This is a genomic window from Streptomyces sp. NPDC048392 (genome assembly GCF_043200575.1).
Taxonomy (GTDB): domain Bacteria; phylum Actinomycetota; class Actinomycetes; order Streptomycetales; family Streptomycetaceae; genus Streptomyces.
The window spans coordinates 108,673-124,575 of the sequence record NZ_JBICYB010000003.1 but is presented as its reverse complement, the minus strand read 5'-3'; the positions used below and the strand labels follow the sequence as shown (position 1 = coordinate 124,575).

Annotated in this window: 13 protein-coding genes; 12 read left to right on the top strand and 1 reads right to left on the bottom strand. The window is 72.4% G+C overall.

The features are described from left to right. The first annotated feature begins 3 nt into the window (after positions 1 to 3). Together ACGFYH_RS06760 and rpsD are read left to right on the top strand one after the other, a co-directional pair. Positions 4 to 1,359, top strand: a complete 1,356-nt coding sequence (locus tag ACGFYH_RS06760; RefSeq protein WP_393802052.1) for a replication-associated recombination protein A — start codon at positions 4 to 6, stop codon at positions 1,357 to 1,359. A 297-nt stretch (positions 1,360 to 1,656) separates the two neighbouring features. Continuing rightward, on the top strand, positions 1,657 to 2,271 hold the full coding sequence (rpsD, locus tag ACGFYH_RS06755) for a 30S ribosomal protein S4 (protein ID WP_031035730.1): 615 nt from the start codon (positions 1,657 to 1,659) through the stop codon (positions 2,269 to 2,271). Between the two features lie 48 nt (positions 2,272 to 2,319). Here rpsD and ACGFYH_RS06750 read toward each other — a convergent pair whose 3' ends face one another. Further along, positions 2,320 to 4,509, bottom strand: coding sequence for an ATP-binding protein (locus ACGFYH_RS06750; protein ID WP_393802051.1), 2,190 nt, complete (start codon positions 4,507 to 4,509; stop codon positions 2,320 to 2,322). A 165-nt stretch (positions 4,510 to 4,674) separates the two neighbouring features. On the opposite strand from ACGFYH_RS06750, the gene ACGFYH_RS06745 reads away from it, so the two are divergent. From ACGFYH_RS06745 to ACGFYH_RS06700, 10 genes are all read left to right on the top strand, one after another. Continuing rightward, a complete protein-coding gene (locus ACGFYH_RS06745) occupies positions 4,675 to 5,127 on the top strand; it encodes a DUF948 domain-containing protein (protein WP_393802050.1) in 453 nt (150 codons plus the stop codon). Between the two features lie 7 nt (positions 5,128 to 5,134). Continuing rightward, the gene (locus tag ACGFYH_RS06740) at positions 5,135 to 5,491 is read left to right on the top strand and encodes a hypothetical protein (RefSeq protein WP_393802049.1); all 357 of its coding nucleotides are present in this window, start codon (positions 5,135 to 5,137) and stop codon (positions 5,489 to 5,491) included. Then, complete coding sequence (gene alaS / locus ACGFYH_RS06735; RefSeq protein ID WP_393802048.1) at positions 5,491 to 8,163, top strand: alanine--tRNA ligase; 2,673 nt, start codon at positions 5,491 to 5,493, stop codon at positions 8,161 to 8,163. The genes ACGFYH_RS06740 and alaS overlap by 1 nt, the downstream gene beginning before the upstream one ends. A gap of 47 nt (positions 8,164 to 8,210) precedes the next feature. Further along, complete coding sequence (ruvX, locus tag ACGFYH_RS06730) at positions 8,211 to 8,675, top strand: Holliday junction resolvase RuvX (protein WP_393802300.1); 465 nt, start codon at positions 8,211 to 8,213, stop codon at positions 8,673 to 8,675. Between the two features lie 128 nt (positions 8,676 to 8,803). Beyond that, complete coding sequence (mltG, locus tag ACGFYH_RS06725) at positions 8,804 to 10,600, top strand: endolytic transglycosylase MltG (protein ID WP_393802047.1); 1,797 nt, start codon at positions 8,804 to 8,806, stop codon at positions 10,598 to 10,600. Beyond that, entirely contained in the window at positions 10,581 to 11,423 is an 843-nt protein-coding gene (locus ACGFYH_RS06720; protein ID WP_393802046.1) for a shikimate dehydrogenase, read from the top strand. The genes mltG and ACGFYH_RS06720 overlap by 20 nt, the downstream gene beginning before the upstream one ends. 592 nt (positions 11,424 to 12,015) lie before the next feature. Then, a complete protein-coding gene (gene aroC / locus ACGFYH_RS06715; protein ID WP_393802045.1) occupies positions 12,016 to 13,200 on the top strand; it encodes a chorismate synthase in 1,185 nt (394 codons plus the stop codon). Then, positions 13,197 to 13,715, top strand: a complete 519-nt coding sequence (locus ACGFYH_RS06710; protein ID WP_393802044.1) for a shikimate kinase — start codon at positions 13,197 to 13,199, stop codon at positions 13,713 to 13,715. Before aroC ends, ACGFYH_RS06710 begins: the two co-directional genes overlap by 4 nt. After that, on the top strand, positions 13,712 to 14,803 hold the full coding sequence (gene aroB / locus ACGFYH_RS06705) for a 3-dehydroquinate synthase (RefSeq protein ID WP_393802043.1): 1,092 nt from the start codon (positions 13,712 to 13,714) through the stop codon (positions 14,801 to 14,803). The genes ACGFYH_RS06710 and aroB overlap by 4 nt, the downstream gene beginning before the upstream one ends. Before the next feature lie 165 nt (positions 14,804 to 14,968). Then, on the top strand, positions 14,969 to 15,841 hold the full coding sequence (locus tag ACGFYH_RS06700; RefSeq protein WP_393802042.1) for a Pro-rich N-terminal domain-containing protein: 873 nt from the start codon (positions 14,969 to 14,971) through the stop codon (positions 15,839 to 15,841). Positions 15,842 to 15,903 lie beyond the last annotated feature (62 nt).

Below are 15,903 nucleotides of genomic sequence, written 5' to 3'. Positions count from 1 at the left end.
AGCGTGGAGCCCGATCTGTTCACCGCCGCAGCCGAAGAACGCCAGGAGAAGGACCCGACCGGCAGTCCCCTCGCCGTGCGGATGCGCCCGCGCACCCTCGACGAGGTCGTCGGCCAGCAGCATCTGCTCAAGCCCGGCTCGCCCCTGCGCCGCCTGGTCGGCGAGGGCGCCTCAGGCCCGGCCGGACCGTCCTCCGTGTTCCTCTGGGGCCCGCCGGGCACGGGCAAGACCACCCTGGCGTACGTGGTCTCCAAGGCGACCAACAAGCGCTTCGTGGAGCTGTCGGCGATCACCGCGGGCGTCAAGGAGGTCCGCGCGGTCATCGACGGCGCCCGCCGCGCGGTCGGCGGGTACGGCAAGGAGACCGTCCTCTTCCTCGACGAGATCCACCGCTTCAGCAAGGCCCAGCAGGACTCCCTGCTCCCGGCCGTCGAGAACCGCTGGGTCACCCTGATCGCCGCCACCACCGAGAACCCCTACTTCTCGATCATCTCCCCCCTGCTCTCCCGCTCGCTCCTCCTCACCCTTGAACCCCTCACCGACGACGACGTCCGGGACCTGCTGCGCCGCGCCATGACCGACGAGCGCGGGCTGGGCGGAGCCGTCGCCCTCCCCGAGGACACCGAGGCGCACCTGCTGCGCATCGCCGGCGGCGACGCCCGCCGTGCGCTGACCGCGCTGGAGGCCGCCGCCGGAGCCGCCCTCGACAAGGGCGAGACGGAGATCGCCCTGACCACGCTGGAGGAGACGGTCGACCGGGCCGCGGTGACGTACGACCGCGACGGCGACCAGCACTACGACGTCGCCAGCGCCCTGATCAAGTCCATCCGCGGTTCCGACGTGGACGCCGCCCTGCACTACCTGGCCCGCATGATCGAGGCCGGCGAGGACCCCCGCTTCATCGCGCGGCGCCTGATGATCTCCGCCAGCGAGGACATCGGCCTCGCCGACCCGAACGCGCTGCCGATCGCCGTAGCCGCCGCCCAGGCCGTCGCCATGATCGGCTTCCCCGAGGCCGCCCTCACCCTCAGCCACGCCACCATCGCCCTCGCCCTCGCCCCCAAGTCCAACGCCGCGACCACCGCCATCGGCGCCGCCCTGGACGACGTACGCAAGGGGCACGCCGGACCGGTCCCCGCACACCTGCGCGACAGCCACTACAAGGGCGCCGGCAAGCTGGGGCACGGGCAGGGGTACGTGTACCCGCACGACCTCCCGGAGGGCATCGCCGCCCAGCAGTACGCGCCGGACGGGCTGAAGGAGCGGACGTACTACACGCCGACCCGGCACGGCGCCGAGGCGCGGTACGCCGACGCCGTCGAGTGGACCCGTGGGCACCTCGGTCGCAGGCCGTCCTGAGCAGCCTGTAGAATGGCCCGAAGTGCCGAGCCCCGTGCAGTCAGAACGGGACAACCGGCCGGAACCCCCAGCGGGTTCCAGGAGCGTCGCGCACCGTCGATAGGTGTCGCGGGCAGCCCACCACCACCCGGAGTTCCGGGAGCGGTCGGTGGGCCACTCGCGTGCTGCACGTATGTGCCCAGACCAGGGGAGCGGCTGCCCGACAGGCCCCGAGAGGGACCGGACGGGTTTCCCCGGCTGCGGATTGCGACCTCCCTCAACCCTGACAAGCCGGAAACCAGGAAAGAGACACAGACAGTGGCCAACCAGCCCCGTCCCAAGGTCAAGAAGTCGCGTGCCCTCGGCATCGCGCTGACCCCGAAGGCCGTCAAGTACTTCGAGGCCCGCCCCTACCCGCCGGGTGAGCACGGCCGCGGCCGCAAGCAGAACTCGGACTACAAGGTCCGTCTGCTCGAGAAGCAGCGTCTGCGCGCGCAGTACGACCTCAGCGAGCGCCAGCTCGTCCGCGCCTACGAGCGCGCCTCCAAGACCAACATGAAGACCGGCGAGGCCCTGGTCATCGAGCTCGAGCGCCGTCTCGACGCACTGGTCCTGCGTTCGGGCATCGCCCGCACGATCTACCAGGCCCGCCAGATGGTCGTCCACGGCCACATCCAGGTCAACGGCCAGAAGGTCGACAAGCCGTCCTTCCGCGTCCGTCCGGACGACGTCGTGCAGGTGCGCGACCGCTCCAAGGAGAAGACGCTCTTCACCATCGCCCGCGAGGGTGGCTTCGCCCCCGACGGCGAGACCCCGCGCTACCTCCAGGTGAACCTCAAGGCCCTGGCGTTCCGCCTGGACCGCGAGCCGAACCGCAAGGAGATCCCGGTGATCTGCGACGAGCAGCTCGTCGTCGAGTACTACGCCCGCTGATCCAGCGGAAACGCTGCACGAGCAGGCCGCAGTACCACCAGCGGTACCTCAGCCCGCCGTCTCCCCGCCCTTCCGGGTGGGCGAGGCGGCGGGCTTCGCCGTGCGGGCGCCCGTCGCGGCCCGCCGCCCGGCCGTCGAGCGCGGAGCCGGCAGCGAGGCGGGTGCCCCGGGCCGGCGCAGCGCCCGCGACACCGCCTCGCGGCGTCCGAGCCGCGCCCCGTGCCGTACGCACTCCTCGTAGCCCTCGTCGCCCAACTGCTCCCGGGCCGCAGCCTCGCACAGCTCGTGCGGCGCGTTGTAGTGCGCCGAGCCGAACAACGGCAGCCCCACCGACGGCCACATCCGCCCCGCCGCGCCCTGCAGTACCGCCGCCTCCGCCGCGTCGCCCTCCGCCACCGTCACCAGGGCCAGCAGCTCCACCGCCAGCACCGAGCCCAACTGGTCCCGGAAGCGGTGGGCGCCGCCCAGACAGTCGGCGAGCAGCTCGCGGGCGTGCACGGGGTCGCCGTCGCTCCAGGCCGCGTAGGCCAGGACGTACAGGGCGTAGCCCCGGGCCCAGCGCTCGCCGTGGTCCTCGCACACCCGGCGCACGTCCTCGCACAGGCGCACCGCGTCCGGCAGGTCGCCCTGGAAAGCCCGGGTCATCGCCAGCTCCACCTGCCCCATCAGGACGTTGCTGTTGAGCTCGCCGATCTCCTCGTAACGGTGCAGCGCGGAGCGCAGCAGCGTCTCCGCGCGCGGCATGTCGTCCGTCACCAGTGCCAGACAGCCGGTGCGGTGTTCGGCGTACGCCACCGCCGTGGGGTCCGCCGAGCGTTCCGCCTCCTCCCGGCACTCCTGCAGCGCCGCCAGCGCGGGCACCGTGTCGCCCTGCAGGATCGCCACATGGGCGAGCACCCACAGCGCCTTCAGCCGCGACTGCCCGCCCGCCGTGCCCTCCACGTCCAGCCGCACCGCCTGCTCCAGCCAGTGCCGCCCCTCCGACAGCCGTCCGCAGCCGACCCAGTGGAACCACAGGGCACCCGCCAGGTACTGGCCCAGGTGCGCCTCGTCCGGCTCGGTCAGGCAGTGCTCCAGGGCGCCGCGCAGATTCGGCAGCTCGGCGTCCACCCGCGCGGCGACCTCGCCCTGGCGCGGCGAGAACCACTCCAGCTCGCACCAGGTCGCCAGCCCCACGTACCAGTCCCGGTGCCGCCGCCGCAGCCGGTCCGCGTCACCCGTCGCCTCCAGCCAGTCGGCGCCGTACGCCCGCACCGTGTCGAGCATCCGGTAGCGCACCCCGGCCCGGGACTCCTCGCGGGTCAGCACGGACTGCGCGAGCAGCGCGGAGAGCGCGTCGAGCACGTCCTCGGCCGGCAGCCCCGCACCGCTGCACACGTACTCGGCGGCCTCCAGGTCGAACGGCCCGGCGAACACCGAAAGCCGCGCCCACAGCAGCCGTTCCCCGGGCGTGCACAGCTCGTGGCTCCAGCCGATCGCCGTGCGCAGCGTCCGGTGCCGGGGCAGCCCGGTACGGTCCCCGCCCGTCAGCAGCCGGAAACGGTCGTCCAGCCGCCGCAGCACCTGCCCCGGCGACAGCGCGCCCAGCCGGCCGGCCGCCAGCTCGATGGCCAGCGGGATCCCGTCCAGACGCCGGCACAGCTCGCGCACCTCCCGTTGGTCCCCGTCGGGACCGGCCTCGTGGCCGCAGGTGACGTGCCGCTGTCCGGCCCGGACCGTCAGCAGCTCCACCGCCTCCGCCGGCCCCAGCGGCGCCAGCGGGACCAGCAGCTCCCCGGCCACGCCCAGCGGCCTGCGCCCCACCGCCAGCACCCGCAGCTGCGGGGCGCGGCCCAGCAGATCGGTCACCAGAGCGGCACAGGCGTCCACCAGGTGCTCGAACCCGTCCAGGACCAGCAGCAGGTCCCGCTCGGCGAGATGCGCGAACAGCGTCTCGCGCGGCAGCCGGGTCGTGTGGTCGGTCAGGCCCAGCGCCTCCACGACCGCGTAGTCCACGAACTCCTCGTCACGCACCGGCGCCAGCTCCACCCGCCACACCCCGCCGGGCGGCGCGCACCGGGCGGCCGCCCGCGCGGCGAGGCGCGACTTGCCGACGCCGCCGGCTCCGGTGACGGTCACCAGCCGCCCGGAGCCCAGCGCCCGGGCCAGCTCCGCGAGCTCCGCCGCTCTGCCCACGAAGGCGTCGAGCTCCAGCGGTAGATTGCCGTGCGGGATGCCGTCGCGCCGATGGTCTCGCATGAAACACGGAGCGTACTGAACCGAATTCACTCCGTACAATCCCTCCTCGCGGCCGCGCCGTACTCCGCCGCGCGCGGTAGGAAATCGGGTACGGAGCCCCGCGCCCGGCGCGATAGGGTCGGTGCACGACTTTCCCGATGTTCAGGCACGTATCTCAGGGAGCGGGTGCACACAGTGTCCGGTGGCGAGGTGGCCGGGATCCTGGTGGCCGTCTTCTGGGCGATCCTGGTCTCCTTCCTCGCCGTCGCACTGGCGAGGCTGGCCCAGACGCTCAGGGCGACCACCAAACTCGTGGCGGACGTGACCGACCAGGCCGTCCCGCTGCTGGCCGACGCCTCGTCGGCGGTGCGTTCCGCGCAGACCCAGATCGACCGGGTCGACGCGATCGCCTCCGACGTCCAGGAGGTCACGTCGAACGCCTCCGCGCTGTCCACCACCGTGGCCTCCACCTTCGGCGGCCCCCTGGTGAAGGTCGCGGCGTTCGGGTACGGCGTGCGCCGGGCACTCGGCGGTCGCAAGGAGGACATGTCCGCCGCCCCGGCCGGTGAGTCGCGGAGCACCGTGATCGTGGGCCGTACGGTCCCGGCCGCGCGACGGACGAAGCGGAAGAAGGGCTGACCGAGCGATGTTCCGCCGTACGTTCTGGTTCGGCACCGGCATGGCCGCCGGTGTCTGGGCCACCACCAAGGTCAACCGGAAGCTCAAGCAGCTGACCCCCGACAGCCTCGCCGCGACCGCGGCGAACAAGGCGCTCGACGCGGGCACCCGGATCAGGGACCGCGCTGTGGGCTTCGCCCTCGACGTCCGCGACAACATGGCCCAGCGAGAGGCCGAACTGGACGACGCGCTGGGCCTGAAGGCCCTCGTCGACCGGCAACTCGCCGCCCCCGGGCGCCGGGCCGCCATCGAGAACCGCAACAACCCCGAGTCCGTCGTCGACGACAGGACGACGTACTCGTACAACCGGAATGAGGACCACTGATGGAGTCGGCCGAGATTCGTCGCCGCTGGTTGAGCTTCTTCGAGGAGCGCGGTCACACCGTCGTCCCTTCGGCGTCGCTCATCGCGGACGACCCGACTCTGCTCCTGGTCCCGGCCGGCATGGTGCCGTTCAAGCCCTACTTCCTGGGTGAGGTCAAGCCGCCCTTCGACCGCGCCACCAGCGTGCAGAAGTGCGTGCGCACGCCGGACATCGAAGAGGTCGGCAAGACCACGCGGCACGGCACGTTCTTCCAGATGTGCGGCAACTTCTCCTTCGGCGACTACTTCAAGGAGGGCGCCGTCAAGTACGCCTGGGAACTGCTCACCAGTCCCCAGGACAAGGGCGGTTACGGCCTCGACCCCGAGCGTCTGTGGGTCACCGTGTACCAGGACGACGACGAGGCCGAGCGCATCTGGCACGACGTCGTGGGTGTCCCCTCCGAGCGCATCCAGCGCCTCGGCAAGAAGGACAACTACTGGTCCATGGGCGTCCCCGGACCCTGCGGCCCCTGCTCCGAGATCAACTACGACCGCGGCCCCGAGTTCGGCGTCGAGGGCGGCCCCGCCGTCAACGACGAGCGGTACGTGGAGATCTGGAACCTCGTCTTCATGCAGTACGAGCGGGGCGAGGGCATCGGCAAGGAGGAGTTCGAGATCCTCGGCGAACTGCCGAGCAAGAACATCGACACCGGCCTCGGCCTCGAACGGCTCGCCATGATTCTGCAGGGCGTGCAGAACATGTACGAGATCGACACCTCCATGGCCGTCATCGACAAGGCCACCGAACTGACCGGCGTGGCCTACGGCGACGCCCAGGACTCGGACGTCTCCCTGCGCGTGGTCACCGACCACATGCGCACCTCCGTGATGCTCATCGGTGACGGCGTCACCCCCGGGAACGAGGGCCGCGGCTACGTCCTGCGCCGCATCATGCGCCGCGCCATCCGCAACATGCGCCTGCTCGGCGCCACCGGTCCGGTCGTCAAGGACCTGATCGACGTCGTGATCGGCATGATGGGACAGCAGTACCCCGAGCTGATCACCGACCGCGAGCGGATCGAGAAGGTGGCCCTCGCCGAGGAGAACGCCTTCCTCAAGACGCTGAAGGCCGGCACCAACATCCTCGACACCGCCGTCAGCGACACCAAGGCCGCCGGCGGCACCGTCCTCGCCGGCGACAAGGCGTTCCTGCTCCACGACACCTGGGGCTTCCCGATCGACCTCACCCTGGAGATGGCCGCCGAGCAGGGGCTCTCCGTGGACGAGGACGGCTTCCGCCGCCTGATGAAGGAGCAGCGGGAGCGCGCCAAGGCCGACGCCCAGGCCAAGAAGACCGGCCACGCCGGCGCCGGTGCCTACCGGGAGATCGCCGACAAGGCCGGTGCCACCGACTTCGTCGGCTACACCGACACCGAGAGCGAGTCCACGATCGTCGGCATCCTCGTCGACGGGGCCTCCTCCCCGGCCGCCACCGAGGGCGACGAGGTCGAGATCGTCCTGGACCGCACTCCCTTCTATGCCGAGGGCGGCGGCCAGATCGGCGACACCGGCCGGATCCGGGTCGACACCGGCGCCGTGATCGAGATCCGGGACTGCCAGAAGCCGGTGCCGGGCGTGTACGTCCACAAGGGCGTCGTCCAGGTCGGCGAGGTCACCGTCGGTGCCAAGGCCCAGGCCTCCATCGACGACCGGCGTCGCAAGGCCATCGCCCGTGCCCACTCGGCCACTCACCTCACCCACCAGGCCCTGCGTGACGCCCTCGGCCCGACGGCCGCGCAGGCCGGTTCCGAGAACCAGCCCGGCCGATTCCGCTTCGACTTCGGTTCGCCGTCCGCCGTGCCGACGGCCGTGATGACCGACGTCGAGCAGAAGATCAACGAGGTGCTCGCCCGCGACCTGGACGTGCGTGCCGACGTCATGGGCATCGACGAGGCCAAGAAGCAGGGCGCCATCGCCGAGTTCGGCGAGAAGTACGGCGAACGCGTGCGCGTCGTCACCATCGGCGACTTCTCCAAGGAGCTGTGCGGCGGCACCCACGTGCACAACACGGCCCAGCTCGGCCTGGTCAAGCTGCTCGGCGAGTCGTCCATCGGCTCCGGCGTGCGCCGTATCGAGGCCCTGGTCGGCGTGGACGCCTACAGCTTCCTGGCCCGCGAGCACACGGTGGTCGCCCAGCTCCAGGAGCTGATCAAGGGCCGTCCGGAGGAGCTGCCGGAGAAGGTCTCCGCGATGCTCGGCAAGCTCAAGGACGCCGAGAAGGAGATCGAGAAGTTCCGCGCCGAGAAGGTCCTCCAGGCCGCCGGCGGCCTCGCCGACTCCGCCAAGGACGTGCGCGGCGTCGCCCTCGTGACCGGCCGGGTCCCCGACGGCACGACCGCCGACGACCTGCGCAAGCTGGTCCTCGACGTGCGCGGCCGCATCCAGGGCGGCCGGGCCGCGGTCGTGGCCCTGTTCACCACGGTGGGCGGCAAGCCCCTGACGGTCATCGCCACCAACGCCGCCGCCCGCGAGCGCGGTCTGAAGGCCGGTGACCTGGTGCGCACCGCCGCCAAGACCCTCGGTGGCGGCGGTGGCGGCAAGCCCGACCTCGCCCAGGGCGGCGGCCAGAACGCGGCCGCCGTCGGCGAGGCCGTCGACGCCGTCGAGCGCCTCGTGGCGGACAGCGCCAAGTGAACGGTCCGGACAACGACCGGTTCGGGGACCGGGTGGACGGCCCGGCGATGCGCCGCGGCCGCCGCCTGGCCGTCGACGTCGGGGACGCCCGTATCGGGGTCGCCTCGTGCGACCCCGACGGGATCCTCGCCACCCCGGTGGAGACCGTCCCCGGCCGCGACGTCCCCGCGGCGCACCGACGCCTCGGGCAGCTGGTCGGGGAGTACGAGCCGATCGAGGTCGTCGTCGGTCTGCCCCGCTCCCTCAAGGGAGGTGAGGGCCCGGCCGCGGCCAAGGTCAGGCACTTCGCGCGGGAGCTGGCCCGCGGCATCGCACCGGTGCCGGTCCGGCTGGTCGACGAGCGGATGACGACGGTGACCGCCAGTCAGGGGCTGCGCGCCTCCGGGGTGAAGTCCAAGAAGGGCCGGTCCGTCATCGACCAGGCCGCCGCCGTGATCATCCTTCAACAGGCACTCGAATCCGAACGGGTGTCAGGCAGGCCACCCGGTGAGGGCGTCGAAGTGGTCATCTGATCGCGGTACGGTAACGTTCCGCGCGATGTGGCGGCATTCGAACAGCCACCGCACAGCAAGAGGCGGAACGGAAGCGGACCCTTCGGCACAGGCCGCGCCCCCCGTCGCCTCGCGGCTCTAGGGGATCGATGACTGAGTATGGCCGGGGTCCAGACTCCGAACCGTGGCATCCGGAGGACCCGTCGTACGGGGACGGCGGATGGGGCGGTCAGCAGGCCCATGCGGGTCAGCAGCCCCCCTACGGCGGCCAGCCGCAGCAGTATCCGGAGCAGCAGGCGCGGCAGCAGTACGGCGACTGGGCCGACGATGGCCAGCCCGCGTACGGCGGCGGTCAGCCGCAGTACGACCAGTACGGTCGGCAGCACCCCGAGCCGCAGTACGACCAGTACGGTCAGCCGCAGTACGACCAGCAACACTACGACCAGCCGCAGCACGGCCAGCCGCAGCACGGCCAGCCGCATTACGACCAGCCGCAGTACGGCCAGCCGCAGTACGACCAGCAGTACGCGCCCCAGGCGCAGCCGCAGCAGGGGTACGACAGCGGCGGCTGGAGCACCGGCACGCCTCCCCAGGCGCAGTACCCGGCCGATCCGTCCGACCCCTACGGACAGCAGGCCGGGGGCTACGGCGCCGAGCAGCCCGACTTCTACGGCACCCCGGAGGCGTATCCGCCGCCGGAGCCGCCCGCCCGCCGGCGCGCCGAGCCCGAGCCGCAGCGCACCGACTGGGATCCCGGTCCCGACGAAGGAGAGCACGCCTTCTTCGCCGGAGGGGACGGCGACGACGACGATGGCGCGGCGGACGGCGGCCGCGAGGACCGCAGGAGCCGGGGCGGCAGGCCGAAGAAACGTCGCAGCGGATGTGCCTGCCTGGTGGTCTGCCTCGTGCTGGGCGGCGGCGTGGCGGGTGTCGGCTATTTCGGCTACCAGTTCTACCAGGATCGTTTCGGCGCCGCCCCGGATTTCGCGGGCGACGGCAACGGCGAGCAGGTGACCGTCACCATCCCCAAGGGGGCCGGCGGCTCCACGATCGGCCAGGAACTCAAGCGGCAGGGCGTGGTGAAGAGCGTCGACGCCTTCATCGCCGCCCAGCAGAGCAATCCCCGCGGCAAGAGCATCCAGGACGGCGTGTACACGCTGCGGAAGGAGATGTCGGCCGCGAGCGCGGTCGAACTCCTGCTCAGCCCGAAGAGCCGCAGCAACCTGATCATCGCCGAGGGCTGGCGCAACGCCCGCGTCTACGAGCTGATCGACAAACGCCTCGACGTGAAGGCGGGCACCACCGCCAAGGCCGCCGAGTCCGGGTACAAGGAGCTCGGCCTGCCCGACTGGGCGCTGAACCACAAGAACGTCAAGGACCCCCTGGAGGGCTTCCTCTACCCGTCCAGCTACCCGGCGGCCAAGGGGCAGAAGCCCGAGGACGTGCTCAAGCAGATGGTGGCGCGCGCCAACGAGCAGTACGACAAGATCGGCCTGGAGGAGAAGGCGGAGGGACTCGGTCTCAAGGGGCCTTGGGAGCTGCTCACCGCCGCGAGCCTGGTGCAGGCGGAGGGCAAGACGCACGACGACTTCCGCAAGATGGCCGAGGTCATCTACAACCGGCTCAAGGAGTCCAACACCGAGACGAACCAGAAGCTCCAGTTCGACTCGACGTTCAACTACCTGATGGGCCAGAGCAAGATCCACATCAGCGAGTCCGAGATCAACAGCAACATGGACCCGTACAACACGTACACCAACCGGGGCCTGCCTCCCGGGCCCATCGGCAATCCCGGCGCGGAGGCCCTGCAGGCGGCCCTGAACCCCACCGAGGACGGCTGGATCTACTTCGTGGCCACCGACGGCGTGAGCAAGACCGAGTTCGCCAAGACCCACGAAGAGTTCCTGAAGCTGAAGGAAAAGTTCGATGCCAGCTCAGGCAACTGACCGTCGCCGGGCCGCCGTTCTCGGCTCCCCGATCGCCCACTCCCTCTCCCCGGTGCTGCACCGTGCCGCCTACGCGGAGCTGGGGCTGGCGCACTGGACGTACGACCGTTTCGAGGTCGACGAGGCGGCGCTGGCGGGCTTCTTCGAGGAACTGGGCCCCGAGTGGGCGGGACTTTCGCTGACCATGCCACTCAAGCGGGCGGTGATCCCGCTGCTCGACGGGATCAGCGAGACGGCGGCCGCCGTGGACGCGGTGAACACCGTGGTCCTCAGCGAGGACGGCCGCAGGACCGGCGACAACACCGACATCCCCGGCATGGTCGCCGCCCTGCGCGAGCACGGCATCGAGACGGTCGGGACCGCCGCGGTCCTCGGCGCCGGCGCCACCGCCTCCTCCGCGCTGGCCGCGCTGGCCCGGATCTGCACCGGTGAGGTCGCCGTCTACGTGCGCAGTGCGGCCCGCGCCGACGAGATGCGGGGCTGGGCGGAGCGGCTGGGCGTCGACGTGCGCATCGCGGGCTGGGCGGACGCCGAGGAGGCGCTGCACGCCCCGCTGGTCGTGGCCACCACCCCGGCCGGCACCACCGACGCCCTCGCCGCCGCCGTCCCCGAGATGCCGGCGACCCTCTTCGACGTGCTCTACGAACCCTGGCCCACCGCACTCGCCGCCCGCTGGTCGGCGTACGGCGGTGCCGTCGTCGGCGGCCTCGACCTGCTGCTCCACCAGGCGGTGCTCCAGGTCGAGCAGATGACCGGCCGCTCTCCGGCACCGCTGGCCGCCATGCGGAAGGCGGGGGAGCGCGCTCTCGCGGACAAGCCCTGAGATCCCTCCGGTGCCGCGGCGGGCGGGACGGGAGGGGAAGGCGATCCATGAACACAGGTGTCCCGCCGGCCTCCGCCGAGAGCCAGGTGTCCGAGGCCGCCCCGGGTTCCTGCCCGACCGGGTGCCGTTCGCGGCGCTCGCGTGCTGATCGCGCTCGCCGTCCTCGCGAGCGGGGCGGGCAAGGTGAAGCGCAGGATCGCCCGGCGGCACGCGCCGCCCACCGGACAGACCGGCCCGCGGCGCCACAGCACGGCCAGGAACCGGCGACGATCCCCCGGGCCGCAGCACGCCGCCGCAGCAGGAAGAGAGCGGCGCCGGCTTCCTCGGCCGACGGGCGCGGCCGCGGCAGCGGGGGAGCGGCGCCGGCTTCCTCGGTTCCCCTCGCTCCGGCGCGGCGGCAGGGCAACGGTCCCGTCCGACGCCGCCCGGGTCCGGCCGTCCGTCCGTCAAATGGACCGGCGGCCGGGTCCGGCGGCCGAACGTGGGAGGATCGAAGGCGGCGGACCGGGGCCGCGCACCCGGTCGGGCCGTCGCGTACGCGGAGAAGAAGCGTACGCAGGGCATACCGGGGCGCGAGCACTGAGGAGCACCGTTGAGCAGGTTGCGCTGGCTGACCGCGGGGGAGTCCCACGGTCCCGCACTCGTCGCGACGCTGGAGGGGCTGCCCGCCGGCGTGCCGATCACCACCGACATGGTGGCGGACCACCTGGCAAGGCGGCGGCTCGGCTACGGCCGCGGTGCGCGGATGAAGTTCGAGCGCGACGAGGTCACCTTCCTCGGTGGCGTCCGGCACGGTCTGACGATGGGTTCCCCGGTCGCCGTCATGGTCGGCAACACCGAGTGGCCCAAGTGGGAGCAGGTCATGGCGGCCGACCCGGTGGATCCGGAGGTGCTGGCCGGCCTCGCGCGCAACGCCCCGCTGACCCGGCCGCGGCCCGGTCACGCGGACCTCGCGGGCATGCAGAAGTACGGCTTCGACGAGGCCCGGCCGATCCTGGAGCGCGCCTCGGCCCGTGAGACGGCGGCCCGGGTGGCGCTGGGCGCGGTGGCCCGGTCGTACCTGAGGGAGACGGCCGGCATCGAGATCGTCAGCCATGTCGTCGAGCTGGCCGCGACGAGGGCGCCCCACGGCGTGTACCCGACGCCGGCCGACGTCGAGAAGCTGGACGCCGACCCCGTGCGCTGCCTGGACGCGGACGCGTCGAAGGCGATGGTCGCCGAGATCGACCAGGCCCACAAGGACGGCGACACCCTCGGCGGTGTCGTCGAGATCCTCGCCTACGACGTGCCGGTGGGCCTCGGCTCGCACGTCCACTGGGACCGCAAGCTCGACGCGCGGCTCGCGGGCGCGCTCATGGGCATCCAGGCGATCAAGGGCGTCGAGATCGGCGACGGCTTCGAGCTGGCCCGCGTGCCCGGCTCGCAGGCCCACGACGAGATCGTCAGCACGCCCGACGGCATCCGCCGGGTCTCCGGCCGCTCCGGCGGCACCGAGGGCGGCCTCACCACCGGTGAGCTGCTGCGGGTGCGCGCCGCGATGAAGCCGATCGCGACCGTGCCGCGCGCGCTGAAGACCGTGGACGTGACCACCGGCGAGGCCGCGCAGGCGCACCACCAGCGCTCCGACGTGTCCGCCGTGCCGGCCGCCGGAATCGTCGCCGAGGCCATGGTGGCCCTCGTGCTCGCGGACGCCGTCGCGGAGAAGTTCGGCGGCGACTCGGTCACCGAGACCCGCCGCAACGTGACGTCGTACCTCGACAACCTGGGCATCCGATGAGCGGGGCGCCACTCGTCGTCCTCGTCGGCCCGATGGGCGTCGGCAAGTCCACCGTCGGACAGCTCCTGGCCGGGCGGCTCGGCGTCGGGTACCGGGACACGGACGAGGACATCGTCTCCGCCCGGGGGCGCAGCATCGCCGAGATCTTCGTGGACGAGGGCGAGCCCGCCTTCCGCGAGCTGGAGAAGAGCGCCGTGCGCACGGCGCTCACCGGGCACGAAGGCGTCCTCGCTCTCGGCGGCGGCGCGATCCTGGACGCGGACACGCGCGCCCTGCTCACCGGGCAGCGGGTCGCCTACCTCTCGATGGGCGTCGAGGAGGCGGTCAAGCGGACCGGCCTGAACGCGGCGCGTCCGCTGCTGGCGGTCAACCCGCGCAAGCAGTGGCGGGAGCTGATGGAGGCCCGTCGGCACCTGTACGAGGAGGTGGCCACGGTCGTCGTGGCCACGGACGGCCGCACGCCCGAAGAAGTCACCCGAGCCGCCCTGGACGCACTGGAGTTGAAGGAAGTATGAGCGAGGCAGTCACCCGGATCCAGGTCGGCGGCACCGCGGGGTCCGAGCCCTACGAGGTCGTGGTGGGACGTCAGCTCCTGGGCGAGCTGGGCGGCCTGATCGGCGCGAAGGCCAAGCGGGTCGCGGTGCTCCACCCCGAGGCGCTCGCCGAGACCGGTGACGCCCTGCGCGCCGACCTCACCGAGCAGGGCTACGAGGCGATCGCCATCCAGGTGCCCAACGCGGAGGAGGCGAAGACCGCCGAGGTCGCCGCGTACTGCTGGAAGGCGCTCGGCCAGTCCGGATTCACCCGCACCGACGTCATCGTCGGGGTCGGCGGCGGCGCCAGTACCGACCTCGCCGGGTTCGTGGCCGCGACCTGGCTGCGCGGGGTGCGCTGGATCGCCGTCCCCACCACGGTGCTGGCCATGGTGGACGCGGCCGTCGGCGGCAAGACCGGCATCAACACCGCCGAGGGCAAGAACCTCGTCGGCGCCTTCCACCCGCCGGCCGGCGTCCTGTGCGACCTGGCCGCCCTGGACTCGCTCCCGGTCAACGACTACGTCTCGGGCCTCGCCGAGGTCATCAAGGCCGGCTTCATCGCCGACCCGTCGATCCTCGACCTGATCGAGTCCGACCCGCAGGCGGCGCGCACCCCGGCCGGACCGCACACCGCCGAGCTGATCGTGCGCTCCGTCAAGGTCAAGGCGGAGGTCGTCTCCTCCGACCTGAGGGAAGCGGGTCTCAGGGAGATCCTCAACTACGGCCACACCCTCGGCCACGCCATCGAGAAGAACGAGCGCTACAAGTGGCGCCACGGGGCCGCCGTCTCCGTCGGCATGCACTTCGCCGCCGAACTGGGCCGCCTGGCCGGCCGGCTGGACGATGCCACCGCCGACCGGCACCGCAGCATCCTCGAGTCCGTCGGGCTGCCGCTGCACTACCGGTACGACCAGTGGCCCAAGCTGGTCGAGAACATGAAGGTCGACAAGAAGTCGCGCGGAGACCTGCTGCGCTTCATCGTCCTGGACGGCCTCGCCAAGCCCACCGTGCTGGAAGGCCCCGATCCGGCCGTCCTCCTCGCCGCCTACGGCGAGGTGGGTGAGTAGTACCCCGGTGCGCCCTTCCGTCTGATTCGCCCTGCCGGACGGGCACTTGCGGCTGCCCCCGGCCGTTCACCAAACGGCGGCCCGGGGCGGTACCGTTCGGTAGGACGCGGGCGGTCCCCTCCCGCGGTCAGCGCCCATCGCCTGTACGAGACGGAGTGGCACCGGATGCAGCACGCAGTGGGTTCTCCGCTGCCGCCGCCCCATCAGCCGGGGCACGGACCGGCCGTCGGCTGGTCCCCGGCCGCACACCACCCGGATCCGCACCGGGGCCCCGCTCCCGCGCCCCCGCCTCCGGCGCCGGGGTACCCGGTGGCGCCCCGGCAGGCCCCGGCTCCGCAGCCCGGCCCCCGCCCCGGGCCCCAGCAGGCGGCTCCCGCCCCGCCCGTGCCGGACACCACCGGCCACGTGTCGCTGCCCCCCGGCGGCCCGGTGGCCGTGCCCCGCGTGCCCACCGCCACGGCCGCCGCGCCCGACCCCACCACGACCACCCTCGCGGTACTGCTCATCGGCCCCGCGGGCGCGGGCAAGACCAGCGTCGCCAAGTACTGGGCGGACCACCGCCGGGTCCCCACCGCGCACATCAGCCTCGACGACGTCCGCGAATGGGTCCGCTCGGGCTTCGCCGACCCCCAGACCGGGTGGAACGAGCACTCGGAGGCGCAGTACCGCCTCGCCCGCCGCACCTGCGGCTTCTCCGCGCGCAACTTCCTCGCCAACGGCATCTCCTGCATCCTCGACGACGCGGTCTTCCCGGACCGCCCGGTCGTCGGCCTCGGCGGCTGGAAGCGGCACGTCGGACCCGGCCTGCTCCCGGTCGTCCTGCTGCCGGGCCTGGACATCGTCCTGGAGCGCAACGCCGAGCGCAGCGGCAACCGGCGCCTCACCGACGAGGAGGTCGCCCGCATCCACGGCCGCATGGCCGGCTGGTACGGCTCCGGCCTCCCCATCATCGACAACTCCCAACTCGACGTCCCGGAGACCGCTCAGCTCCTCGACGAGGTCCTCTCCCGCTCGATAGCCAGCCCGCCCAACTGGTAGGGCGGGGACGGCGCGGCGCGCCCCCACCGGCCGCCGGACACCACACGGCGACAGGCCCCTCC